Origin of the sequence: Thermosipho sp. 1244, assembly GCF_018588215.1 — a bacterium.
Classification (GTDB): Bacteria; Thermotogota; Thermotogae; order Thermotogales; family Fervidobacteriaceae; genus Thermosipho; species Thermosipho affectus.
In genome coordinates, this window is record NZ_LNGA01000023.1 from 78,617 (window position 1) to 102,749 (window position 24,133).

The 24,133-nt window shown below is 30.9% G+C and carries 29 protein-coding genes; 22 read left to right on the plus strand and 7 right to left on the minus strand.

All coding sequences use genetic code 11. The annotated features are described in order from the left end of the window. From rpmD to AS157_RS05575, 20 genes are all read left to right on the plus strand, one after another. Positions 1-186: a 50S ribosomal protein L30 gene (gene rpmD / locus AS157_RS05485; RefSeq protein WP_075666018.1), complete on the plus strand. Its 186-nt coding sequence runs from the start codon at positions 1-3 to the stop codon at positions 184-186. A gap of 15 nt (positions 187-201) precedes the next feature. Continuing rightward, positions 202-645, plus strand: a complete 444-nt coding sequence (gene rplO / locus AS157_RS05490) for a 50S ribosomal protein L15 (RefSeq protein ID WP_077198348.1) — start codon at positions 202-204, stop codon at positions 643-645. 2 nt (positions 646-647) lie between these two features. Next, entirely contained in the window at positions 648-1,934 is a 1,287-nt protein-coding gene (gene secY, locus AS157_RS05495) for a preprotein translocase subunit SecY (protein WP_077289440.1), read from the plus strand. Positions 1,935-1,938: 4 nt separating this feature from the next. Beyond that, the gene (locus AS157_RS05500; protein WP_077289441.1) at positions 1,939-2,583 is read left to right on the plus strand and encodes an adenylate kinase; all 645 of its coding nucleotides are present in this window, start codon (positions 1,939-1,941) and stop codon (positions 2,581-2,583) included. A 5-nt stretch (positions 2,584-2,588) separates the two neighbouring features. Continuing rightward, positions 2,589-3,341, plus strand: a complete 753-nt coding sequence (gene map, locus AS157_RS05505) for a type I methionyl aminopeptidase (RefSeq protein ID WP_077289442.1) — start codon at positions 2,589-2,591, stop codon at positions 3,339-3,341. Positions 3,342-3,346: 5 nt separating this feature from the next. Next, positions 3,347-3,571 carry a translation initiation factor IF-1 gene (gene infA, locus AS157_RS05510; RefSeq protein WP_075666023.1) on the plus strand — a complete coding sequence of 75 codons (225 nt, stop codon included), beginning with the start codon at positions 3,347-3,349 and terminating at the stop codon, positions 3,569-3,571. An 18-nt stretch (positions 3,572-3,589) separates the two neighbouring features. Next, entirely contained in the window at positions 3,590-3,706 is a 117-nt protein-coding gene (gene rpmJ / locus AS157_RS05515; RefSeq protein WP_012057198.1) for a 50S ribosomal protein L36, read from the plus strand. Positions 3,707-3,718: 12 nt separating this feature from the next. Then, positions 3,719-4,087: a 30S ribosomal protein S13 gene (gene rpsM / locus AS157_RS05520; protein ID WP_075666024.1), complete on the plus strand. Its 369-nt coding sequence runs from the start codon at positions 3,719-3,721 to the stop codon at positions 4,085-4,087. A gap of 12 nt (positions 4,088-4,099) precedes the next feature. Further along, the gene (gene rpsK / locus AS157_RS05525) at positions 4,100-4,489 is read left to right on the plus strand and encodes a 30S ribosomal protein S11 (RefSeq protein WP_075666025.1); all 390 of its coding nucleotides are present in this window, start codon (positions 4,100-4,102) and stop codon (positions 4,487-4,489) included. A gap of 13 nt (positions 4,490-4,502) precedes the next feature. Next, on the plus strand, positions 4,503-5,132 hold the full coding sequence (gene rpsD, locus AS157_RS05530) for a 30S ribosomal protein S4 (protein ID WP_077289443.1): 630 nt from the start codon (positions 4,503-4,505) through the stop codon (positions 5,130-5,132). A gap of 6 nt (positions 5,133-5,138) precedes the next feature. Next, positions 5,139-6,125, plus strand: coding sequence for a DNA-directed RNA polymerase subunit alpha (locus AS157_RS05535; protein ID WP_077289444.1), 987 nt, complete (start codon positions 5,139-5,141; stop codon positions 6,123-6,125). A 1-nt stretch (position 6,126) separates the two neighbouring features. Beyond that, on the plus strand, positions 6,127-6,510 hold the full coding sequence (rplQ, locus tag AS157_RS05540) for a 50S ribosomal protein L17 (protein ID WP_077289445.1): 384 nt from the start codon (positions 6,127-6,129) through the stop codon (positions 6,508-6,510). A gap of 40 nt (positions 6,511-6,550) precedes the next feature. Further along, the gene (locus tag AS157_RS05545) at positions 6,551-7,858 is read left to right on the plus strand and encodes a trigger factor (protein WP_077289446.1); all 1,308 of its coding nucleotides are present in this window, start codon (positions 6,551-6,553) and stop codon (positions 7,856-7,858) included. A gap of 13 nt (positions 7,859-7,871) precedes the next feature. Beyond that, complete coding sequence (gene clpP / locus AS157_RS05550; RefSeq protein ID WP_231450352.1) at positions 7,872-8,450, plus strand: ATP-dependent Clp endopeptidase proteolytic subunit ClpP; 579 nt, start codon at positions 7,872-7,874, stop codon at positions 8,448-8,450. Between the two features lie 48 nt (positions 8,451-8,498). Further along, positions 8,499-9,257, plus strand: coding sequence for a YebC/PmpR family DNA-binding transcriptional regulator (locus AS157_RS05555; RefSeq protein WP_075666031.1), 759 nt, complete (start codon positions 8,499-8,501; stop codon positions 9,255-9,257). 1 nt (position 9,258) lies between these two features. Then, on the plus strand, positions 9,259-9,981 hold the full coding sequence (locus AS157_RS05560; RefSeq protein WP_077289448.1) for a hypothetical protein: 723 nt from the start codon (positions 9,259-9,261) through the stop codon (positions 9,979-9,981). Then, positions 9,920-10,774: a CheR family methyltransferase gene (locus AS157_RS05565; RefSeq protein WP_077289449.1), complete on the plus strand. Its 855-nt coding sequence runs from the start codon at positions 9,920-9,922 to the stop codon at positions 10,772-10,774. The genes AS157_RS05560 and AS157_RS05565 overlap by 62 nt, the downstream gene beginning before the upstream one ends. 9 nt (positions 10,775-10,783) lie before the next feature. Then, positions 10,784-11,329, plus strand: a complete 546-nt coding sequence (gene lspA / locus AS157_RS09485; protein ID WP_143611770.1) for a signal peptidase II — start codon at positions 10,784-10,786, stop codon at positions 11,327-11,329. Then, entirely contained in the window at positions 11,259-12,116 is an 858-nt protein-coding gene (locus AS157_RS05570; protein ID WP_231450354.1) for an RluA family pseudouridine synthase, read from the plus strand. The genes lspA and AS157_RS05570 overlap by 71 nt, the downstream gene beginning before the upstream one ends. A 97-nt stretch (positions 12,117-12,213) precedes the next feature. Next, positions 12,214-13,533 (plus strand): glutamine synthetase family protein, encoded by a 1,320-nt coding sequence (locus AS157_RS05575; protein WP_077289450.1) that lies wholly within the window; start codon positions 12,214-12,216, stop codon positions 13,531-13,533. Between the two features lie 4 nt (positions 13,534-13,537). Here the strand turns inward: AS157_RS05575 and AS157_RS05580 are convergent, their stop codons facing one another. From AS157_RS05580 to AS157_RS05610, 7 genes are read right to left on the minus strand one after another with little or no spacing between them, the layout of a single operon-like run. After that, positions 13,538-14,410 carry an MJ1477/TM1410 family putative glycoside hydrolase gene (locus tag AS157_RS05580; protein ID WP_077289451.1) on the minus strand — a complete coding sequence of 291 codons (873 nt, stop codon included), beginning with the start codon at positions 14,408-14,410 and terminating at the stop codon, positions 13,538-13,540. Positions 14,411-14,414: 4 nt separating this feature from the next. Continuing rightward, on the minus strand, positions 14,415-16,670 hold the full coding sequence (locus AS157_RS05585) for a DUF2194 domain-containing protein (RefSeq protein WP_077289452.1): 2,256 nt from the start codon (positions 16,668-16,670) through the stop codon (positions 14,415-14,417). Beyond that, a complete protein-coding gene (gene pelG / locus AS157_RS05590) occupies positions 16,667-18,058 on the minus strand; it encodes an exopolysaccharide Pel transporter PelG (RefSeq protein ID WP_077289453.1) in 1,392 nt (463 codons plus the stop codon). Before pelG ends, AS157_RS05585 begins: the two co-directional genes overlap by 4 nt. A gap of 1 nt (position 18,059) precedes the next feature. Beyond that, the gene (gene pelF / locus AS157_RS05595) at positions 18,060-19,475 is read right to left on the minus strand and encodes a GT4 family glycosyltransferase PelF (protein WP_077289454.1); all 1,416 of its coding nucleotides are present in this window, start codon (positions 19,473-19,475) and stop codon (positions 18,060-18,062) included. Further along, positions 19,468-19,860 carry a hypothetical protein gene (locus AS157_RS05600; protein ID WP_077289455.1) on the minus strand — a complete coding sequence of 131 codons (393 nt, stop codon included), beginning with the start codon at positions 19,858-19,860 and terminating at the stop codon, positions 19,468-19,470. The genes pelF and AS157_RS05600 overlap by 8 nt, the downstream gene beginning before the upstream one ends. Position 19,861: 1 nt before the next feature. Beyond that, positions 19,862-20,719: a hypothetical protein gene (locus AS157_RS05605; RefSeq protein WP_077289456.1), complete on the minus strand. Its 858-nt coding sequence runs from the start codon at positions 20,717-20,719 to the stop codon at positions 19,862-19,864. After that, the gene (locus AS157_RS05610; RefSeq protein WP_077289457.1) at positions 20,716-21,912 is read right to left on the minus strand and encodes a hypothetical protein; all 1,197 of its coding nucleotides are present in this window, start codon (positions 21,910-21,912) and stop codon (positions 20,716-20,718) included. The genes AS157_RS05605 and AS157_RS05610 overlap by 4 nt, the downstream gene beginning before the upstream one ends. Positions 21,913-22,319: 407 nt before the next feature. On the opposite strand from AS157_RS05610, the gene AS157_RS05615 reads away from it, so the two are divergent. Continuing rightward, positions 22,320-23,621, plus strand: a complete 1,302-nt coding sequence (locus AS157_RS05615) for an HD-GYP domain-containing protein (RefSeq protein ID WP_077289458.1) — start codon at positions 22,320-22,322, stop codon at positions 23,619-23,621. Next, complete coding sequence (locus tag AS157_RS05620) at positions 23,621-24,103, plus strand: DUF5317 family protein (protein ID WP_077289459.1); 483 nt, start codon at positions 23,621-23,623, stop codon at positions 24,101-24,103. The genes AS157_RS05615 and AS157_RS05620 overlap by 1 nt, the downstream gene beginning before the upstream one ends. The last annotated feature ends 30 nt before the right edge of the window (positions 24,104-24,133 follow it).

A 24,133-nucleotide genomic window follows, 5' to 3' on the forward strand; every position in this document is an offset into this window, starting at 1 on the left:
ATGAAAAAGTTAAAAATAACCTTGGTTAAAAGTCCTATTGGATACAAATATGATCAAAAAGATACAGTTAAAAGACTTGGTTTGAGAAAGTTAAATTCAACGGTGATTAAAGAAGATATTCCTCAAATTAGAGGTATGATTAGAAAGGTAAGACATTTGGTTAAAGTTGAAGAAATAGAGGAATAAGGGAGGTAATATAATATGAGATTATCCGATATAAAACCGACTCCTGGTTCTATGAAAAAAAGAACAAGAGTAGGTAGAGGAATAGGTTCTGGAAAAGGAAAAACTTCTGGAAAGGGACACAAAGGTCAAAAAGCAAGGGGAAGAGGAAAAGTTCATATTTGGTTTGAGGGTGGTCAGACACCTTTGCACAGAAGATTACCAAAATTTGGATTTAAAAACTTTGCTAAAAAGATTTACACAGTAGTAAATGTTGAGCAACTTGAGAAGTATTTTGAATCAGGAGAAGAAGTGACACCTGATAAATTAATGGAAAAAGGTTTAATTAAGAAAATTAATGATGGAGTAAAAATACTAGGAAATGGTGAAATAACAAAACCATTAACGGTAATTGCCCATGCCTTTAGTTCAAGTGCCAGGAGGAAGATAGAAGCCGTTGGCGGCAAGGCAGAGGTGATTTAACAATGTGGAAGGCATTAAAAAACGCTTTTAAAATACCTGAACTTAGAGATAGAATAATTTTCACGTTACTAATGCTTATAGTCTTTAGGCTCGGAATTTACATTCCGGTTCCTGGGGTGAACTTGAAGGCATGGGGGGTTGCGTTTTCTCAAATGGGAACGGGTGCTGCTGGAGGTTTGATGAGTTTTTATGATGTCTTTACAGGTGGAGCATTTAGAAGGTTTTCAATATTTGCAATGAGTGTTACACCATATATAAACGCATCGATTATTTTGCAACTTCTATCTTCAGTTATTCCTTCTTTAAAAGAGTTATTAAAAGAAGGTGAAGAGGGAAGAAAGAAATTTCAAAGAATTACTAGAAATTTGACCGTTATACTTGGTGCATTACAGGGATTTGTGGTTTCATTTGGTCTTGCAAGAAGTTTTGAGAATGTGTTAGTTATTCCTTTATGGACATTTACACTTTTATCCACTATGACGTTGCTAGCTGGTACTATGTTCTTGTTGTGGATTGGTGATAGGATAACGGAAAAGGGTATAGGAAATGGTATTAGTGTTTTGATCTTTGCGGGAATTGTTGCAAGATATCCAGCATATTTTAGAACAGCGGTACTTGGCGGATTAAACATATTTGAATGGATTTTCTTGCTTGGAGTAATGTTCTTAATGGTTATTGGTATTATATATGTACAACAAGCCGAAAGAAGAATAGTAGTACAATACGCATCCAGAATGGTTGGAAGAAGAATATACGGTGGGACTTCAACTCACATTCCAATCAAGGTGAATCACAGTGGAGTTATTCCAATTATATTTGGTTGGGCAATAGTTTCTATACCAGTTGGTATAGCACAATTTACAAGTTCTGAAACTTTAAAATCATTATTTTCAATGACTAGTCCACTTGTGATAACTATTTATGCTGTTTTAATTTTCTTCTTTACGTATTTCTACAGTGTTGTTGTATTTGATCCAAAAGATATATCACAAAATATAAAGAGTTATGGTGGATACATACCAGGTATTAGACCGGGAAAACCAACTGAGCAATATATTACAAGGGTTTTGAATAGGATAACTTTTGTTGGGGCATTATTCTTAGTTGCAATTGCACTTGTTCCTTACTTGGTTCAAGGTGTTACGGGAGTTAGCATATGGCTTGGTGGTACGAGTGCATTGATTGCTGTTGGTGTGGCACTTGACATAGCCCAACAAATGGAGGCGCACCTTATTATGAGAAATTACGAAGGATTTGTTAAAAAAGGAAAACTCCCAGGAAGGAGATGAGAATATGAATATTGTCTTCCTGGGGCCTCCTGGGGCTGGTAAAGGGACTTATGCAAAAGAATTGGCAAATATATTAAATATTCCGCATATATCAACTGGAGATATATTTAGAGAAGAAATAGCTTCTAAAAGTGAGCTAGGGAAAAAAGTAGAAGAAATATTAAAACGTGGAGAACTTGTACCAGATGATTTGACAAATACAATTGTAAAAGAAAGGCTTTCAAAATCCGATTGTAAAAAAGGATTTATATTAGACGGATTTCCAAGAACAGTTGCTCAGGCTAAAGCTTTAGATGAAATATTGAAGAAACTTGGAAGGGAACTTGGGTATGCAATATATTTTGAAGCAAGTGAAGAGGTTGTCGTTGAGAGAATTAGCAATAGAAGAATTTGTAAAAATTGTGGCAAGATTTATAACTTAATAACTCTTCCTCCTAAGGTTAATGGAAAGTGTGATGTTTGTGGTGGGGAGTTATATCAAAGAGAGGATGATAGAGAAGAAGTTGTAAGAAAAAGATATAAAGTTTATATGGAAAATACATTTCCTGTAATAGGATATTATCGAAAATCTAACAAACTTTTTACAGTGGATGGTAGTATGGATGTTGATTCAGTAATAAAAGAAGTATTAAATATTATCAGAAGGTGACAGAATTGATTTACATTAAAAACAAAGAAGAAGTTGAAAAGATAAAGGTAGCTTCACAAGCGGTGGCGACAATATTGGAAGAAGCAAAAAAAGTTGCAAAAGTTGGTGCAACTGCATGGGATTTAGAGGTTTTAGCCGAAAGGATTTTGAAAGAGTTAAAATGTACTCCGGCGTTTAAAGGTTATCACGGTTATCCATATATTACTACTGTTTCTGTAAATGATGAAGTTATACATGGATTTCCATTGAAGAAGAAGGTATTTAAAAAAGGTGATATAGTTTCATTAGATGTAGGTGCAATATACGATGGGTATTATGGTGATGGTGCATACACGTATATAATAGGTGATACCGATGAAGTTGGGAAAAAGTTAGTTGAGACAACAAAAGGAGCATTGAATATAGCAGTTGAAATATTAAGAGCGGGTATAAAACTAGGAGATATTTCTCATGAAATACAAAAATATGTGGAATCTAATGGGTTCAATGTGGTAAGGGATTTTGTAGGTCACGGGGTTGGAAGGAAGCTCCATGAAGATCCACAGATTCCGAATTATGGAAAAAAAGAAACGGGTGTAATATTAAGAGAGGGTATGACTATTGCAATAGAACCTATGGTTACTGAAGGCGGCTGGCACGTAGCAATTTTAGAAGATGGGTGGACTGTGGTTACAGTTGATGGAAAAAGAGCAGCTCATTTTGAACATACTTTGTTAGTAAAAAAAGACGGATGTGAAGTTTTAACCCAGGTGGGGTGATAAGATTGTCAAATAAGGAAGATATTATAAAGATGGAGGGTACCATTGTCGAAGCTTTGCCAAATGCTATGTTCAGAGTAGAATTAGAGAACGGTCATAAGATTTTGGCACATATTAGTGGAAAGATGAGAAGAAATTTTATAAGATTAGTGCCAGGAGATAAAGTAGTAGTTGAGTTAACAATTTATGATTTAACCAAGGGAAGAATAGTTTACAGGAAAAAGTCATAGAAGAAAGGAGAGAGTGTCATGAAAGTACAATCATCTGTAAAGAAAAGATGTGAGCATTGTAAAATAATAAAAAGAAAAGGTAGAGTTTACGTTATTTGTAAGGTGAATCCAAAGCACAATCAGAAGCAAGGTTGAGGAGGGAGATAGATGGCTCGTATTGTTGGTGTTGAAATACCAAATGATAAGAAGGTAGAAATTGCTCTTACTTATATATATGGTATTGGTAGGACTAGAGCAAAATTAGTATGTGAAGCGACAAATGTGGATCCAAATAAAAGAGTAAGAGAATTAAATGATGAAGAAATTAGTAAAATAGCCACATTTATTCAACAGAACTTTAAAGTTGAAGGTGAATTAAGATCAGAAGTAATGCAAAATATAAAGAGGCTAATCGATATAGGATGCTATAGAGGATTAAGGCATAAATTAGGGTTACCAGTAAGAGGTCAAAAGACAAAATCTAATGCAAGAACGAGAAAAGGTCCAAGACCAAGTAGAATTAAGAAGAAAAAATAAGGAGGGACATAAATGGCAAAAAAAACGCGTAGAGTTGTTAAAAGGAAAAAGAAAATATCTGTTGATCGTGGCGTTGTACATATTAAGTCAACATACAACAACACTATTATCACCTTAACCGATCCAGATGGAAAAGTAATTACCTGGGGAAGTGGAGGAACTGCAGGATTCCAAGGAACAAGAAAGGGGACACCTTATGCAGCACAACTTGCAGCAGATCAAGTTGCCAAAGAAGCGGTAAAACTTGGTATGAAAAAAGTTGATATTTTGGTTAAAGGACCAGGTTCAGGAAGAGAAGCTGCAATTAGGACTTTCCAAGCAGCGGGACTTGAAATTGGGATTATTAAAGACGTTACACCTATTCCATTTAATGGCTGTAGGCCAAAGAAGAAAAGAGTTTAAGGGAGGGAAATAAATGGCTAGATATACAGGTCCACAATGTAAACTTTGCAGGCGCGAAGGAATGAAGTTGTACCTGAAAGGTGAAAGGTGCTTTACGGATAAATGTGCATTTGATAGGAGACCTTTTGCTCCAGGTGATCATGGAAGAGACAAGAAGAAGTTAACGCAATATGGTATACAATTAAGAGCAAAACAAACTATGAAAAGGATATATGGGGTACTTGAGGCACAATTTAGAAGATATTATGAGACTGCTGCTAAAAAATCGGGGGATACCCGTGAAAATCTTGTTATACAGGTGGAAAGAAGACTCGATAACGTAGTGTATAGATTGGGATTTGCAGTTAATAGAACAACTGCAAGGCAGCTTGTAAATCACGGACATTTTATGGTTAATGGAAGAAAAGTAACGATTCCATCTTATCAAGTTAGACCGGGAGATGTGATTGAAGTAAGGGAAAAAAGTAGAGATATTTTGCCAATTAAAAATGCAATAGAATTAAATAAAGATAAAAATAGAATGCCATGGGTTTCAGTAGATTTTGATAATTATAAAGGGGTTTATGAAAGACATCCAAAACTAGAAGAAGTTATTGATCTTCCAGTTGACGTACAAGCAATTATCGAATTGTACTCGAGGTGATAAATTATGGATTTTATTATGCCTAAAGGTCTTAAAATGGAAGATCATTCGGAAGCGGATGAACATTATTATGCCCGGTTTGTTCTTTTTCCGCTGGAAAAAGGATACGCTACAACTATAGGGAATACATTAAGAAGGGTTTTGCTTTCTTCCATCCCATCACTTGTGATAACGGATGTAAAGTTTGTAAGACCAGAAAAATACCATGAATTTGACACTATAGAAGGGATAAAAGAAGATATAATAGAGATACTTTTAAATTTAAAGAAAGTACAACTAAAGATGGAAAGTTACATAGAAAGTCCAGTAGAGTTGAGTATTCAGCACAAAGGAGAAGGAGAAATTAAAGCTGGGGATATTATTGTGCCTGCGGGGGTAACAGTCGCAAATCCAAATCTACACATTGCAACTGCAAATGAAGATGCGGATATTGAAATAAAGATGTATGCAACGATAGGTAAAGGTTTTGTGCCAGCTGCAGAAAGAAATGAGAAACCAGATATAGGATGGATTGTTTTGGATGGAGTATACAACCCTGTTCTTAAGGTTAATTGGAAAGTTGAGAATGTTAGGGTTGGTAAAAAGACTGACTATGATAAATTGATTTTAGAAATCTGGACTAAGAAAAATATAAAACCTATAGAAGCATTAAAACAATCTGTTAAGATAATAAATGATCACTTTAAGTTAATTGAAGAAAGTTTTGGTGATATGGAAGATAATGCAATTGTGATTGAAACTACAAACACAGAAATGATTGAAGAGATGGTAGATGAAGATGACGTTTTAAGTAGAAAGATAGATGAGTTAGATCTGTCCATGAGAGCATTAAATTGTTTAAAGAGGGATAAAATAGAGACAATAGGAGATTTGCTTGAAAGAGGAGAAGATGAATTGTTAAAAATTAAAAACTTCGGACAAAAATCCCTAGATGAGGTAAAAGAAAAGCTGAAGGAAAAGTTTGGAATAAGCTTTGGAAGGGAGGAAGAATGAAATGAGACACAGAATGAAAAAACATAGAATTGGAAGATATGGAAGTCATAGAAGATCCTTGCTAAGAAATTTATCAAGGGAAATTATAGAACATGGTAGTATAATTACTACCACCAAGAAGGCAAAAGCGGCACAAGAATTTTTTGAAAAATTAATGACAAAGGCAATAAAGGCGAAAAAGGCAGATAAAAAAGAAAGAGAAGTAGCTTTAAGAAGGGAAATTTTCAAAGCATTAGGTGATAGAAGATTAGTTAATAAACTCGTTGATGAAATTGCACCAAAGTATCTTGATAGACCAGGTGGATACACGGCTATTTATAAAATAGGTCCAAGAAGAGGCGATGGTGCAGAGATGTCATTGATAAAACTTGTAATAGAAGAGTAAGGGGGAAGTCCCCCTTTTTTACTCTTTGAGGAGGTGTAGTATGGAAATAAAAGAGCTAGGTGTTGATAAAAACATTGTGACTAAGGAATATATATTTGATGGTACAGATATTAAAACTGCTGAAAGAAGGACTTTAAACGAATTGAATAGAAAATATACTGTGGAGGGGTTTAGAAAAGGAAAAGTCCCTCTTAGTGTTTTTAAAATGAGATTTGGAAAAGATTTTTATGACTATTTTGTCTTTGAGCAATTGTTGGAAGAGGTTTATAAATCTTTTAAAGAAGAGACTAACCTCTTGTTAATTCCAGAAATCGTGGAAAAGGAAATAAATTCTGAAAATGGAAGAGTAGTTGTAAATTTACATAAAAAGCCTGTTGCAAAAGTTGAAGTTGAAAAAATTAAGGTTAGAATTGCAAATAAGGAACAAGTACTAGATAATTATCTTGATTTGAGATTGAATTCTTTAAAGGAAGAACATGCTGTTTTAGAACCAAAAGAAGGACCTGCAGAATTTGATGATCTAGTTAGAGTTAAAGTTTTTGTGGTCAATAAAGAGACAGGAAAAGTTTTAATAGATGGAAAAGAAGATGAATACGTGTTGTATAAAGAGGATGAAAGACCAACCGTTAAAAATGTAGTAGGACATAAAAAGGGGGATGTAGTAGAATTTGATAGAGAATTTGCAGGAAAAGAAGGAGAGAGTGTTACTTATCAATATAATTTGGAAATCCTAGAAGTTTATAAGAGAAATTTGCCTGAATTAACCGATGAATTTGTAAAAAATAATTTATCCGAACTACATCTAGAAACTTTGGAAGAACTTAAGAATAAAATAAGGGAAGAAGGTACAAAAATTTACGATGATGAAATTAAGCATTCAATAAGGGAACAGATCTTGGCACAACTTCCAGATGTGACCGAATTGTTTATTTCTGAGAAAACTATAGATTATGCTGTAAGGCTTATAGTTAACAATATGAAAGAAGAAAATAAATACGAAGATTACGTGAAAAAATACGAAACTGAAGAAAAGGCTTTAGAATCTTTAAAAGATTACTATGTAACTGAATTAAAGAAAGAGTCTGCAATTGAAAAGCTTGCAAAAGAGTATAACATTGAAAGAAAAGTATCTGATGAAGAATTGGAAAAATACGCCGAAATTTTGGCACCTTATTGGGGTATTAGTGTTGAAAGGGCAAAGGTTTTAGCGAAAGAAAAACCAGAGATAAGAGAAGAAATAGAGAATATGATTTTTGTGGATAAAGTTATTGATAAAGCTGCAGAAAAAGTTCAAAGAGAAATTGTCGATGTGAATAAAGAAGGTGAAGAGAGTGAAGAAAATAATTGATCAATATGTCCCGATGGTAGTTGAAAATACCGGAAAATATGAAAGGGCTTATGATATTTATTCCAGATTATTAAAGGATAGAATAATCTTTTTGGGCAGCGCCATAGATGATCATGTTGCGAATTTAATAGTAGCACAGCTTCTTTTTTTAGAAGCAGAAGATCCAGATAAAGATATACAATTGTATATAAATTCTCCGGGTGGATCTGTAAGTGCTGGGCTTGCCATATACGACACTATGCAATATGTTAAATGTGATGTTGCCACAATATGTATAGGGCAAGCAGCATCTATGGGTGCTGTTTTGCTTGCTGGAGGTGCAAGGGGAAAGAGGTTTTCGCTGCCTAATAGCAGAATCATGATTCATCAACCATTAGGTGGCGCGGAAGGTCCTGCAAAAGATGTTGAAATTATGACGCGTGAACTTTTGAGAATAAAGAATAAGATTAACGAAATATTAAGTTTTCACACGGGTCAGCCAATTGAGAGGCTGGAAAAAGATACGGACAGAGACTTTTTCATGACACCTGAAGAAGCGCTTGAGTACGGTTTAATAGACAAGGTTATTAAACCGGAAGATAGGAAAAAATGATTTATGGTATAATTAATGTGTTAAGGATAATTTGAAGGAGGTAAAAGAATGTCAGGGCACAACAAATGGGCAAATATTAAACATAGGAAAGCGGCCCAAGATGCAAAAAGATCTAAAATATTTACAAAATTGATTAGAGAGATTATAGTTGCTGCAAGAGAAGGCGGAGGGGATCCAGAAACAAATCCAAGATTAAGAGCAGTTATAGAAAGAGCAAGAGCGGCAAATATGCCAAAAGATACAATTGAAAAATCTATAAAAAAGGGTACAGGTGAACTGGAAGGTGTAGATTACCAGGAAATAATATACGAGGCATATGCTCCTGCTGGAGTTGCATTGTACATTTATGCTATGACAGATAATAAAAATAGAACAGCTCAAGAATTAAGGCATCTTTTGAGTAAGCATGGAGGTTCTCTTGCAGAGAGTGGTTCTGTTGCGTGGTTGTTTGAAAGGAAAGGAATTATTGAAATTCCAAAAGAAAAAGTTGCAGACTTTGAGGAATTTGCAATGGTAGCAATTGATGCAGGAGCAGATGATATTGTTGAAGATGATCCTATACAGGTTATTACAGCTCCAGAAAATATGACTGAAGTAAAAGATAAATTGGCAGAAAACGGTTTTGAGGGAGAAGCAAAGGTAACCTTTATCCCAAAAAATACCGTTAAAGTAACGGGTGCAGATGCAGAAAAAGTATTGAAATTGATAAGTATTTTAGAAGATAATGATGATGTGCAAGAAGTTTATGCAAACTTTGATATAGATGACAAAGAAATGGAAGAAATAATGGCCAAACTTGAAGGATAAAATGAAAAAAATAGTTTTTTTGTTTTTGTTTTTGCAAATTCTAAGCTTTACCCAAATATTGGATTTTTGGGTGGATCCTTTTTTCGATACGTACGGTTTTTCTATTACTCAAGACATCGAATTTTGGAAGGTTAAAGCCCTGCTTCGATATGATATTAATGTTAATTGGGAGCGGGGCTTTCCTGTATTTGAAGCAAATGTTCCAGAAATTTTTTTTGATTTAAATGCAAAGATCTATTCCGTTGAGTATGGTTTTTTTCACAGAAAAGTTCCATTTTCTGTATTTGTAAATCCATATGAAATGGGTTTGAACGTAAGATATGGTTTTACAGGTTTTTATAATGGTTATTGTTATTTTTCTGGAAATTTTTTGGATGTATCCTTTAAAGAAGAATTAATTAATGTTGGACTAAAATACAAAGATTTCAGAATTTTTTATGAAAAATTTTTAGAAAAGAATATCTTTGGGATTCAAATAGATGATTTGATCTTTTTTTACGATGAATACGGGCTAGAAGCAGCGTTGTATTTTCAAGACGAGTATTTTGGACTGTATTTTAATCCTGTAAATAATTTGCTAGGAATGGCTATTTTCAGCAAAAATAATTATTTATTTATAACGCAAGAAGAAATGTACATGAATGTAAAGTGGGGTGAGATTAATGTCTTTGGAAGATTTCAAAAAGAGAAGAGAAAATTTGCTTTCGGGTTCAAAATTTGGTGATACACAAGAATTTTCTATGGAGGAATTTCAATGGTTTTTAGAGCAAGTAAAAAAGCAATTTAATTTTGATTTAACAGGTTATAAACCACATAGAGTTAAAAGACGAATAGAGATGTTGATTAAAAAATATAGACTTAAATCTTATAAAGATTATTACAATTTGATTTTGAAAGATGAAAAGAAGAAGGAAGAATTTTTTGATAGAATGACTATAAACGTTACGGAATTCTTTAGAAATCCAGAGAAGTGGTGGGAACTAAGGGATAAATTTTTACCTCAACTTTTAAAGGAAAGTGGTACAAAGTTTAAAGCATGGAGCGCGGGATGTTCTACAGGAGAAGAACCGTATTCTCTTGCGATTTTACTTGAAGAATTAAGAGCACCAAGTACAGCAAAAATTCATGCAACGGATATAGATATAGGTGTTTTAACAAAGGCAAGAATGGGTGAGTATGAAGAAAGATCCTTTGTTAGTACTCCTCCACAATATTTAAAAAAATACTTTGATTTAACAAGTAAAGGGACTTATAAAGTGAAGGATATAGTAAAAAAGAGAATTTTGTTCAAAAGGCATAATTTATTACAAGATCGTTTTGAAACAGGATATGATTTGATTTTGTGTAGAAACGTGGTAATTTATTTTGAATTGGAAACGAAAATGGAGTTGTACGAAAAATTTGCAAAGTCCTTAAGACCAGGTGGTTTGTTATTTATAGGGAACACTGAGAGAATATTTAATTACAGGCAGTTGGGATTTGAAGTTGCTTCACCGTTTATTTACAGAAAGTTGTGAGGTGATTTTTTGTTTTGGATAACGTTAGCATTTGTTATCGACCAAATTACTAAATATATTGCTACAAATTATTGGAGGTTTAATCCAACTAAGGTATGGATATTTTATTTCACATATGCGACTAACAAAGGTGTGGCATTTGGTCTTTTTTCAAATTCAAAAGAAATAGTTATTTATTTAACACTTGCAATTACCATCTTTTTGTCTTTGATACCTTTGATCAAAAATTTGGATTTTTTAACGAATATGTTTTTAGGATTTATCATTGGTGGTGCGTTGGGAAATATAGTGGATAGAATTAGATTTGGATATGTAGTTGATTTTATAACTATGCCTTATTGGCCAACTATATACAATTTGGCGGATTTCTTTATACTTTTGGGTGGTATTGGAATTGCAATATTATCATTGTGGAGGAGAGATATTGGAAATTCAAGTAACAGCTCGGGAAAAAGGATGGAGATTGGACAAGTTTGTTCAAGAGATAGCTCCAAGTTGGATATCAAGGACGTACATACAAAAAGCAATCAAGAATGGGGAGATAATAGTAAATAATGAGATAAAAAAACCAAGCTATAAATTAAAAAAAGGTGATGTGGTTTTTTTTGAGTTGCCAGAAGAACCCAAAAAAGTGGAAATTGTACCAGAGAATATACCTATAGATGTAATTTATGAAGATAGAGATATAATTGTTATAAATAAAGCTCCAGGTGTGGTGACTCATCCCACACCTTCCTTTATTTCTGGTACGTTGGTTAACGCTTTGATGTACCATTGTAAAGATTTTCAGGGGATAAGTGGTGAATTAAGACCCGGGATAGTACATAGATTAGATAAGGACACAAGTGGAGTTATAGTTGTTGCAAAAAATGATAAAGCTCATCAAAGCTTATCTAGTCAATTTAAGGAGAGACTTACAGAAAAGACTTATATTGCAATTACTTCTGGAGTTATAAAAAAAGATTATGGAACAATTGATGTACCACTTGGAAGAAACCCAGTTGTGAGGACAAAAATGGCCCCTTTGGAATGGGGAAAAAGTGCTTTAACATACTATAAAGTTTTAAAAAGATTTAAAGTTGCTACACTTGTTCTTGCCTTTCCAAAAACGGGAAGAACCCATCAGATAAGAGTACATATGAAATACATAGGCCATCCTCTCCTTGGAGATGAACTATATGGAAAAGGAAAAAAGGATGAAATATTTGGAGTTAAGCGACAAATGCTGCACGCTTTAAAACTTTCGATTTTTCATCCTACAACTGGAAAAAAGATGATTTTTGTTGCCCCCATTCCTTCTGATTTTAAACGGGTGATAAAGAATCTTTCAGAAATTTCATAAAAAAGCTTGTAAGAGTTGATTTTTGCTAAATAAATGATATAATCAAAACAAATAAGGCTTATGTGCCTTATTATTTCTTTTTAGGGGGTGTTTTGTTATGGGGATAGATGAGATTTTTGAGGTTATTGAGAGGGAAAAGATAAAATTTATAAGGTTGCAGTTTACCGACATTAACGGGATATTAAAAAATGTCGAAATTCCTTCGAATGATTTAAAAAGGGCGTTTGAAAGGGGGATAATGTTTGATGGTTCTTCAATTGAAGGGTTTGTTAGGATTAATGAATCGGATATGTATTTAAAGCCAGATCCAGCGACTTTTGCAATTCTTCCATGGACACTTGAAGGTCAAAAGAGTGCAAGAATAATTTGTGATGTTTACAAATATGATGGTACACCTTTTGAAGGGGATCCTAGGTTTAGATTGAGAAAAGTTATGGAAGAGGCAAAGGAATTAGGATTTGTCCCTCACACAGGTCCTGAAGTTGAATTTTTCTTGTTGCCAAGAAAAGATAATAAACCTGTATTTGAATTTTTAGATGAAGGTGGATATTTCGATCTTTTGCCTGTAGATATTGCAGAACACTTAAGAAGTGAAGTTGCTGTAATGTTAGAAGAGATGGGGATAGATGTTGAAGCTACGCATCATGAAGTTGCTCCATCACAACATGAAGTAGATTTTAGATATAGTAATGCTCTTTCATCTGCTGATGCCGTTCAAACTGTAAAGTTAGTTATAAAGACGTTAGCGGTAAAGAATAATTTATACGCGACATTTATGCCTAAGCCATTTTTTGGAATTAATGGTAGTGGGATGCATGTGCATATGAGTTTGTTAACAAGTGATTTAAGTGAAAATGCGTTTTACGATGAGGAAAAAGATGATATTTCCGATATAATGAAGTATTTTATAGGAGGTTTAATAAAGTTTGCAAGGCCTATAACGGCGATTACAAATCCAACTGTAAATAGTTATAAAAGGTTAGTTCCAGGATATGAAGCGCCTGTAAATGTCGCTTGGTCTCTTGCAAATAGATCTGCACTTATTAGAGTACCAATGGCAAGGAAAATGGGGACAAGATTAGAATATAGAGCACCTGATCCTTCATGTAATCCGTATTTAGCTTTTACTGTTTTAATTAAGGCAGGGCTTATGGGTATAAAAGAAAAGATAGAACCTCCAATACCAATTGAGAAGGATATTTATCATATGAAAGAAGAAGAAAAAGGAATTTTTGGGATAAAGTTGTTGCCGGAAAATCTTAGTGAAGCTATAAATGAAATGGAAGGTTGCGAAATAATAAAAGAAGCACTTGGTGAGCATATATTTTCCAAATTTATAAAAATGAAAAGAAAAGAATGGAGAGAATATTCCACCTTTGTAAGTGAATGGGAAAGAAGAAAATATGAAATAATATGAGGGCTTAATTGCCCTCATATTTTTTGTAGTATTTCAAACCAAGTGATATATCTTTTAAACGTTGATTTTTATTTGCAGGATATCCATAAAAATGATATTTTTCGCATAAATTAATAAATTCTTTTAAGATATTTTCATCATTTGGTGGGTATATATAATCTGTAACAAGAACAAATTTTTCAGAGTTTTGTATTTTGAGTATGTACATAAGTCTTTTTTCACTTTTTAGTTTTCTATTTTTGTAAAAAAATAGAGTTTCAATTCCTATTCCATCTATTGATCTTATGTACAAATTATTAAAATCAAAGTCTATAATATCTTCTCCATTTTGAGGTACAATTAAAAGGTTATTTACTTTTTCTTTTATTTCTCTTACAAATCTTATCATTTCATTTGCTGTAAACATTATCTCATAGCCATTTTCTGACCAATATTTATAAGAGTCTATTAAGTCGAGGTAAAGACCGTCTATATTGTATGACAAAATTTTATCTATTGTTTTGAAAACTATATTTTTCCATTCGCTATACCAATATTTTACTTTGTAATTTCCCTTCCAATATTTGTTTTCTTTTCCAAGCCATTTTGGTGGATTTTTTTTCCAAGCATCTTTCCAATAATCTCTATAGCTTTCTGCCTCGCCGATGCTTAAGTATGCAAGGATTTTTGTACCATCTTTTTGGAGTTTTTTTAGATAAACTTTGTCTTTATTATTTAAGTAGAAAACATCTATAACCAGAAATTTTGGGGTGTAAAAGGTATAGATTTTTTGTAAATCTATATTTTGAAGTTGATATATAAACGGTACATTTATCTTTTCAATACTTAGAGTATATATTAAAATCATAAATATCAGGAATATAGTTATATATTTCATATTATCACCTTAGAAAAGTTATAACTACTTTTGATGAAGTTGTTTTTAATATGTATATATCGTTTTCAGGATAAAATGCCACTATATCACCTCCCAGTATGCTTCTTATGGGAATTTTTGTGCGTAAAAGAAAATATTTTGGTTTTAGAGCAGATGGCGGGATAATTATTTCCATTTTATCTTTTTTGATATTGTATTCGTATTTTTGTGTTAAAAAATCAAAGAAATAAGGATATGCCTCTGAAGCAGTTTGATTTTCTAACCATGGAAAAGTTATCTTGACTTTGTAGTAGAATGTACTTAAATAAGACAATAGCTCTTCCCATGTTTTGTTTTTAGGATTTCTGTCATTTGAAAAAAAGTCATCTGGGTGTATAAAGTGTTGGAAAGACCCAAAATTTGCAAGGGTGTTTATGGAATTTAAAAGGATTTTCTTAAGTGGATAATAACCATATGTGGATCGTGGTATTACAATTGCAAAGTTGCCGATAATTTTGTATTCTGAAAAATCATCATTAGATGTGTAAGTGGTACCTATTGTTTTTATTTCTGGAAGTGCCTTTAGTAAATTTTTTATACCAAATTTATCTATTATATTATTTGGAGCTACATAACTATTTATAAAAATAGGATGTCCCAAAATTAATTGAATAAACTTTTTGGCTGATTTAAGACCTTCTTGTAGGTTTTTTTCATTTTCCCAATTTCTTTTTAAAAGTGAAAGATGATTATATCCGTGTAATCCAAGTTCATGTTCGGAGTTATCGATTTCAACTAATGCATTTGAGGGTTTATCTGAAATTAAAAATTCGGAAAAATCAAAAGGTGGATTACTTGCACCATTGTAACTTAACGGTGTGACTATTGTGTATTTGATATTGTAGCTTTTTGAAAAATCTTTCATGTCTTTCCACCATATGTTATAGTAAAAGTTTGTATCATTTATTCCCTTTTTAACAATTTCATACGACGGAATTGGAAAATCGTCTATATAAAATATAAAAGAATTTAAAAATCCCATTATGTTAAAATCCTGCATATCAAGGATGCATTGTAAAATTAATCCCCTTGTTTCTTTTATTATAATTGGTGGATAAATGTATCCAAGGTATCCATTTTTTTCTTTTTTATACCAAATTACTGGAATGTTTTTATCACTTACAAGATAAGATAGAATTTTTTCATTATGTAAATCCACATTGAAAGAAATTTCAAAACTTCTTTCAATTTCAATGCCGTTTTTGGTGTTTTTTAAAGGAAATATTTCTTTTTTAAAGAAAATTTTTTTGACGATATGTTCTTCAGTTTTTATGTTGTTTTTCCAGGGAGTATTATAAATATTCGTTATGTATAAAATTGTACCTCCGTTATTTAGAAACATCTCTGTATTTTCAGAAGAAATGAACTTTGAATTTGTACACCAAATTATATATTTATATGGTAAAAGATCTACAAATGATTTGTTATAAAAGTCATCTATTATTGTTATATCAAAATTTATTTTTGCGTATTCTAAAGTTTTTTTTAGGTCATATTGGATCTTTGTATAAAAGTTTGAATCATATGTATCTTTTACGATTAGTATTTTGTTTTTTGATCCGACTTGTTTGGTCAAAAATACGTCTATTAGCTTTTCAATGTTGAGTACAACCTTTTCGTTGTTTAAAAAGCTATTGAAAATTGCACATCCGCCTCTTGGAGAGATAAATATTAATGGATATTTTGTATCTTTTGATTTTAGATCTAAAATAATTTTTATATCTTTTGCAAAGATTTTGTATTTTTCAACAGGTTGTGGTAATGTACTTGGGGTTGCTGTAAAAAAATCCTTATCATATGTAATTTCAAAATTTTTTAAGACTTTGTATCCATACATATAATGTATACCTATCTTGTTCAATAGGTTGTTGATTTCCCTTTGTTCAGTTGAAACTCCTAAATTGTTAAAAAAGAAAAATATACCGCCTTCTTCAACAAATTTAGAAAGTTGTCTTAAATATACTTCGGGAGTGTTTAGTTTTGTTGAGTAATACCATGAGATTATCCCAGTATAGTGTTTTGATGAGATGTTGTAGTAATTAAATTTTTCAATGTCTGCTAAATCAAAATTTAGGTTATTTTTTTCAAGGATGGGAATTACGTGATCTTTTAGCATGTATTCTCCATATTCTTCAGAACCTTTGTAGAGAAGTAAGATCTTTTTTTGAGAAAATGATAGGATGCTTAAGATTAGAAAAATTGTTAATAATATTTTTTTCATCTTTTCACTCCTCTGATTAATTTTCCTTCTGGAAGAGAAGGATTTTGTCTGAAAAATTCGATTTTAATTATATCTTTTATTTTCTTTTTAAGTAATGTATATGAAACCATAGTTCCTATTAAAAATGAAAGGGCATATCCTGCACCAAGGGATGCATAACCTATCTTTGAGACTAAAATGTGGCTTAAGAAAATATTCAAAAATAATACGGCTATATTCAAACTAAGCGCCAAATTTCTAAAATCGAAGTATAAAATTAATAATATTACCATGAGGTAAAAACCGTTGAGCATCGCCCCTATTAGTCCCAGTCTTAAAATAGGTTTTGAAAGTTCATTTGATATAGGGAGAAGTTGTAATTCATTTAGTATAAAAAATAACGTGGTAATCAATATTTGAATCTTTATGGTAAGTGAAATACTTTGTAAAAGTTCTTTTTCCATTTCATCTTTTATAGTTAATATCTCGGAATATACGTATCCTTCCTTTAGTGAAGTGTAAAAATGTTTATATTTTTTATAAAACCTTGTTTCAAGTACCAATATAAACATGGTAATTGTGGGAATTATAGTTAGATAACAAAAAAACATTGGACTATCGTATATAAATGAAAATTTAAATCCGTCTATTAATTCCTCTCCAAAGTTTGGATTATTCCATACTATAAAATCATCAACCCATATAGCAAGATAATACGAAAACCCTATTAACATAAGTTGCCAATATTTTTTTATTTCTTTTACCCATTCGAAGGAAATTTTTTGATTATTATTTCCAAATGTATTATATACTGTTATAAAATTTGTTATTATACCCACAGTTATACCTAATGCATAACCATATACTTCTGAAAGGTTGTAGTAGGAAAATAATTTGGAAAAAACAATAGAAGATATACCCATTAATACATATGATGTAATGTACCAATTAATTTCGTCGGTGGAAATTGCCGCAATTGAAATTAACCATAAGACAAGTAATGAGAGTGTAAGATAGGTAAATGGAATAATAAATTTAAATGGTTGGGGATTAAATAGAAAAAATATAGCAAGAAAGATAATTAATAAAGTTGCATTTGCTATAATTATTCCCAATGTTTCAGGGAGAATTTTTTCATATTCTTTTAAATACATAATATCTGAAATTCTCCTTGAAAGAAACATAGAAAAAATCCCTGATATTATTATAGAAAAAATAAATCCATATATGATCGCAGTATTAAAGTAAATGTTAAATATATTTAAATAGTTAAGTATTATCCACAAAGATGAAGTGGTAATAATCCATGGACCTGAAGCAGTCAATATAGAATAAAGTATGGCAAGTGCATCTGTCGAAACTCTATTTTGAAAGAATAATTTATTTAATTTAAATCCAACTCCCGCCAAGTTATTCCACCACCGAATAGTATAGTTTTTTGTAGTTACCCACCATTTGATCTAACCTATATCTTAACATTACCCTTTTTTTTCCTATTTCTGATGCTCTTTTTCTAAAAGAATCGTCTTTGTACAAAGTGATAATTGCATTTGCCATGGCTTTAAAATCTTTTGGCTTTACGACAATGCCAGCAGGACCTATAATGTCTTCTTTACTACCGTATATTAATTCTCTACATGCTCCAACGTTTGTTGCAACTACTGGAATACCTATTGATAATGCTTCAAGTATAACTAGTGGTTGACCTTCACTTACACTTGAAATTAGAAGAATATTTAATTTATCGTAATATTCTTTTACGTCAACCATTCCAGTAAATTCAACCGTGTCTTTTAAGTTGAATATTTCTACCATTTCGTAACATTCTTTAAAGTAATTGGGTTCCTCATCGGTAGGACCAATTATGTATAACTTGAAAGATTTTATTTCATCTTTTACTATTCTTGCAGCTTTTATTGCTGTCTTTATATCTTTTATTTCTACAACTCGTCCTACAATTCCAACGGTAAATGGTTGTTTTTCTTTTCTGTATTGTATGTCTTTGAATCTTTCTACATCAATACCATTTGGTATTACAAGCATTTTTGAGTGTTCACTGCAGAGTTCTTTTTCAAATTTTTGGTTGTCTTCAAATAATGTTGTTATTTTCTTTGCACCTTTGTATACAATTGAGCTTATTGTGTTAAAAAGTTTTATCCACCCTGTTTTGAATTCTTCTTTAATCCAATCTGAACGTAGTATTTCAAGTTGTCTTTCTCTGTGATATATACCATGTTCAGTAAGAATCACGGGTTTGTTGTATTTTAACCCATTTAAAATAGCTGAAATTCCTGCATATCCTGTGGTGATTGTATGGTATATATCGCATTTTGGAAGATCAATAGCCATAGAATTTAAAAAGGGTATCATCATAGAATATAATGTCCAGTAGTAATTTGGAAAATTCTCAAAAGGCAAGTATTTTTCATAGAATTTTAGTATTGAACTCCAATAGAGTTCAGATTTTAGGAAACTTGTAAAGTCGAAATTGAGATTTTTCTTAAATAGATCATATAAATCCTTTCCCATTTTATTTTCATTAAATGGATAGGTTATAATTTTTCCTAGAGAATTGGTAAATTTTTTTGTTACTTTTCTTTTATTTTTAAATTTGTATTTTGCAAAGAGGTAGAATTCAAAATAATCTGTTACGTTTTCGGGAAACACGTATTTTTGCTTTCTTTCTCTTGGAGTATCACCCACATGAATAACGCAAAATTCAATATCTTTCATGTTTTTTATTAAAGAATGTCCCCAGCTTGATACGCCTCCCACTACGTAAGGATAAGTACCTTCAAAAAGTAGACCTACTTTCAGATTAATCACCTTCCAAGATTTTTTTTAGTTTTTCTTCCGATGGATTGTTTTTAATTATATAAAGTCCTATTTTTTGTGTATATGATAAATTTAATTTTTCAAGTTCTTTGATTAGTAAATTAAATTTTAAACTTTCGGCAAATTTGTATTTGTTAAAATCCTTTAGTGTTGAAGAAATTAAGATGAGGTATTCTACTTTAGATAAGTCTTCAATACCAAGTTCTTTTTTATGGTACAATTCGTTAAATGTTTCGTTCATTTTTATGTATAAACTTCTTTTATTCCAAGGCAGTTTTTTTAGTTCATACGGTGATTCAATCACCGCTTGATTGTAGTTTATTACAATTATTAAAATTATTAAAATGAAAGTTATAATAAAAAGGATTTTATCCATGTTATCCCTCCAAGAGTATTTTTAGTGCTTCGTTTTTAAATGAAAAGTTATAAGAATAGAAAGCGTTTAATAGTTCTTTGACCTTTTTGATATTACGTTGTTTTAGATAATATAAAATTGCTTTTTCAAATAGAGGTTGAAATTTTAGTTTTTTTAGTTTTTCATCTAATATTTTTTCAATCAAGGTATTTTCCCCTAATTCTTGTAATACATCTAATAACAAAAGGATTGCTTCTATATTAAGAGGATATTTTTCCAAGAATTGTAGAAGTGTTTTTTTTGTAGAGATAAGTATATCTGTTTTTTGATTTTCGGTAAGAAATGGAGAAAGTGCATAATAGAATGAATACTTTGCGTATTCTACTTTATTATTGATTTTTGAAAGTTTTTCTAAAAGTAAATTTTCAATATTATTTATTGCTTCAGTTGTGTATAAAATTACATCTTGGTTTGTTTCTACTTTTATGACCAAATAAAGTAGACGAAGACCTTCCAAAAAGTCTATTTGTTCTTTTTTTAGTAGTTCGAATAACAAACGTATAGCTTCCTTTTTTTGTGAAACACTTCCGTGTTTTATGATTATGTTAAATGGTGCAAGATCAACACTTTTAAAGTTTGGGATGAATGTTTCAATGTTTTTTTCTTTAAATTCTATGGGGATATATTTTGGTTTTTTTGGGGTTATTAATAATGTTTTTATTATTGGATAATACGGGAAAAATATAATAGATCCAATAAGATCTAATACTTTTAGATCTATTAAGTTTAGTATTAGATATAGAAAGAAGAAGAATATATTTAATTTTATTAAAGAAAGAATTCCAAAAATAAGTGATACAAATATAATTATTTTTTTCATTCTTTTGTATAAGCCTCCAGTATGTTTAGTTTCCTTTCGGTTTTAATTTTGTTTAACACGCGATTTAGTCCTTGGGAATTGCAAGAAGTTAAGAGAATACTTAGCTTGTTTTGTAACGGATTGTAAAAAACAAAATCAGTTTCTCTGATATATTTTTTTATCTTGCTAATATCAAAATCTTTAGTAATAGAAGCTTCGATAAATGAGTATGGAATTTTAAACCTTTTAAATCTTTCATCTATCTTTTCAAATACGGCTTTAAATTTTTCTATATCTGTAGTTATAGTCTGTTTTTCAAGTTCAATTGAAACATATAGAAGGTTTGAGAGCCAATCTGATAAAAGTTTAAGGTATGTTTCCGTATTTTTGTTTATTTTCTCAGGGTCCATGTTTTCAATTAGAACAAAACCTATTGTTTTATTTCTTTGAGAAATTTTTGTAGCCATTATAGGTTCCATAGAAAAGTCTACATTTTCATCTGAAATGTACAAAACACTTACGGATGCAAATCCTAAATCATTGGCCATTGAAATTATCTTTGATTTTTCTATTGGAAATGAATTTGGAAGGATTTGTGGACCTTTTCTAACTTTTAATCGTAAAAAGTTGTTCTTACTTAGAGTATATATGGAAACAGTTATGGCGCTTACAAAGTCGTATATTAGTTCCACTGCTTCATTAAATATATCTTCAGGATTATTAAATTCTATTTCTTTTAATCTATCCACAAACAAAGAAACTCCTTTGTTTTCAAGGAGTAGCTTGTTTTGAAGGTCATTAGTCAAAAGTTTATATTTTTCTATGGTTTTTTCAAGTGCTTTTATTTTTTCATTTAAAAGATTAATTTGCGTTTTTTGTTCATTTATTTTTTGTACATAGCTATCTCTAAAAAATCCGGTTATGAACCCCATGGATAGAAGTACTATCGGAAATCTTAGAACGGGCCAAGTAAAGATAACGGTAAAAATATTTATATTGTAGTGGATGTATAAAGATAAAAAATAGAAAAATAAACTAAATGTGGATGAGAAAAAAAACATGTCTAAGCCATGTCTTATAGATATATATATGTTTAATATGTAATATGGATTTGGATAAGATAAAACGTATCCGTAGTATTTGAAAATAATATCAAATGTAAAAAGAAGAGAATTAAGGAGAATAATTTCTATATAGTTGGAGTATTTTTTCATCCTTTTTCACCATCCTTACTATATTATAACAAATTTTAAGAGTTTGTTATAAACTGTTTTTTAGATTGAATTTACTATTAATTTTATTACAAATTTGATTATGTTTTTTCGAGAAAATATTTTAAAATAATTACGACAAAAATAAAGGAATAGTCGGAAAAATCCATTAGTTTATTGACGATTGTGTGAATTTTTTTAAATTAATATAGAAATGTTTAATATTATTATAATATTGAGTTTTGAATCTAATGATTTAGGAGGAGGGGAGAAGGTATGAAGAAGATGTGGAAGAAAATTATTGTTTTCGCACTTATTGCTTTGCCATTTGTAATTGCTACTGTGGGAAACCTTACTCTTTGGCCATCAAAAGGAGGAAAGTAAGTTAGAGAGAAAAAGCAGGTGATACGGTGAGGAATTTTTTGAAGAATTTAGATTTGAAAAAGAATAGGTTATTTATATATGTATATTTTTTAGGAGCATTATATACGCTCCTTCTTTTTCTTTCTATAAGGAAAAATGGCTTTGACCTTTTTGATATAAATTTTTACCTAATGATTACTTTTTATATTGCATTTGAACTTGTGTTTGTAAACCTTCAGACGTTTATTGAGAAGAAATTTGAAGAAAAAGAAAAAAAGTTTGATTTGATATTGAGTGCTGGAATGATTATTTCTATTATTTCTGCTGGTATTCTCAATATTTCAAATGCAATGCTTTTACCTTTGATTTCTTTTCTTTTTTTAAAACCAAAGGTTTTATTTTCTAAGAAATATCATTTTTTTGTTTTTAATACTTCAATGATTGGTCTTTTGATTTTTATTGCATCCAAGTTATTTCATTGGGGTTCTTTTATCATGAAAAATATCCTTTTATCTTCTCTTTTTGTTGTTGTTCTTTCTATTTTTTATACTTTTTTTAATTTTTCTTTTGTATTTTTGTTTTTATATTTTTTCTACAATGGTTCATTTAAGGCTTGTGTAAGACAAGTATTTGGTGAAGGAAGGTTTTTTAATAGTATTTTTACATCTTTGAATATCTTTGTGGTTTATTTTTTGTACAGGTTGGTTGGTGTTTCCGCAATTCCTATTACATTTTTTACGATTGTTAGTGTACAGCTTGGAAATTATTATGCTACAAAATACAGAAATGCAAAGGTTGATTTTTTAACGGTACTTACCAAAAGTTTAGAAGAAAAGGATAGTTATACTTTTGGACATGGAGAAAATGTTTCAAAACTTGCCGTAAAAGTAGCAAAAGAGCTAGGGTTTCCCGATAAAGATTTAAAGTTAATTGAGATTGCGGGAATATTACATGATGTGGGAAAAATAGGAATTCCAGATATAATTCTTTTGAAAACAGATAAGTTGTCTTTTGAGGAGTACGAAATAATGAAAGAACATTCTAAAAAGGGATATGAAATATTAAAAAATATAACAGAGTATAAAGATACTATAGCAAAATGGGTGTTGCATCATCACGAAAGATGGGATGGGAAAGGTTACCCAGATGGGTTGTCAAAAGAAGATATTCCAGTTGTTTCTAGAATATTAACTATATGTGATGTTTTTGATGCACTTACAAGTGACAGGCCATATCGAAAGGCATGGGAGAAAGAAAGGGCAATATTATTTATAGAGGAAAATTCGGGAGTGATTTTTGATCCTAAAATCGTTAAAATATTTTTAAGTTTGGTAAGGAGTGAATATTAATGATAGTATATGTCTTTTTAATCTCTTTTTTTATTTCTATATTAACTAAAAGAATAAAATTTGTAGTAGAGAGAAGGTATAGGTATTTTTATTTGTTTCCAATACCTTTTGTCCTTCAGGTTATACCGTATTATAGGGAGATTTTAATGTCACTTTCTTTTTCTATGTTAATAGTGCTCTTATTATTAAACAAACATATTCCGGGGTTTTCTTTGATAACAATTGGAACAGTTTTAAATTCATTTGTTATGATGATAAATGGTTGGAAAATGCCAGTTTTAAAAAGTCTTGTAAAAAAATTTGCGCTTCCTATAGGTATGAGGCATGTAGTTGTTGACACGTTTAGTTGGAAAATATTTCTCGGTGATTGGATACCTGTTATTTTGCCGTGGAAAGAATATTATATAATAAGTGTGGGTGATATTTTCGTATATATTGGTGTTTTTTTGTTTTTGTTAAAGATAAAGAAGCAGGATAGATAAATATCCTGCTTTTTTTTATGATAAAATTAA